The sequence below is a fragment of the Paenibacillus sp. FSL R5-192 genome, from assembly GCF_000517845.1.
GTDB classification, from domain to species: domain Bacteria; phylum Bacillota; class Bacilli; order Paenibacillales; family Paenibacillaceae; genus Paenibacillus; species Paenibacillus amylolyticus.
Window position 1 is genome coordinate 1 of record NZ_ASPR01000062.1, and the last position, 253, is coordinate 253.

Below are 253 nucleotides of genomic sequence, written 5' to 3' on the forward strand. Positions count from 1 at the left end.
ATTGGAGCGGAAGACGGGAATCGAACCCGCGACCCTCGCCTTGGCAAGGCGATGCTCTACCGCTGAGCCACTTCCGCAAATAAAGGATGCGCGTGGAGGGACTTGAACCCCCACGTCAAAGACGCTAGATCCTAAGTCTAGTGCGTCTGCCAATTCCGCCACACGCGCATATGATGGTGAGTCATGAAGGGCTCGAACCTTCGACACCCTGATTAAAAGTCAGGTGCTCTACCAACTGAGCTAATGACTCATA

General features: G+C 54.2%; 3 tRNA genes. All 3 read right to left on the minus strand.

The features are described 5' to 3' along the window. Positions 1 to 2 precede the first annotated feature (2 nt). Positions 3 to 77 (minus strand) — tRNA-Gly (locus C161_RS27120). 10 nt (positions 78 to 87) lie between these two features. Continuing rightward, positions 88 to 168 (minus strand) — tRNA-Leu (locus C161_RS27125). A gap of 6 nt (positions 169 to 174) precedes the next feature. Beyond that, a tRNA-Lys gene (locus C161_RS27130) sits at positions 175 to 250 on the minus strand. Positions 251 to 253 lie beyond the last annotated feature (3 nt).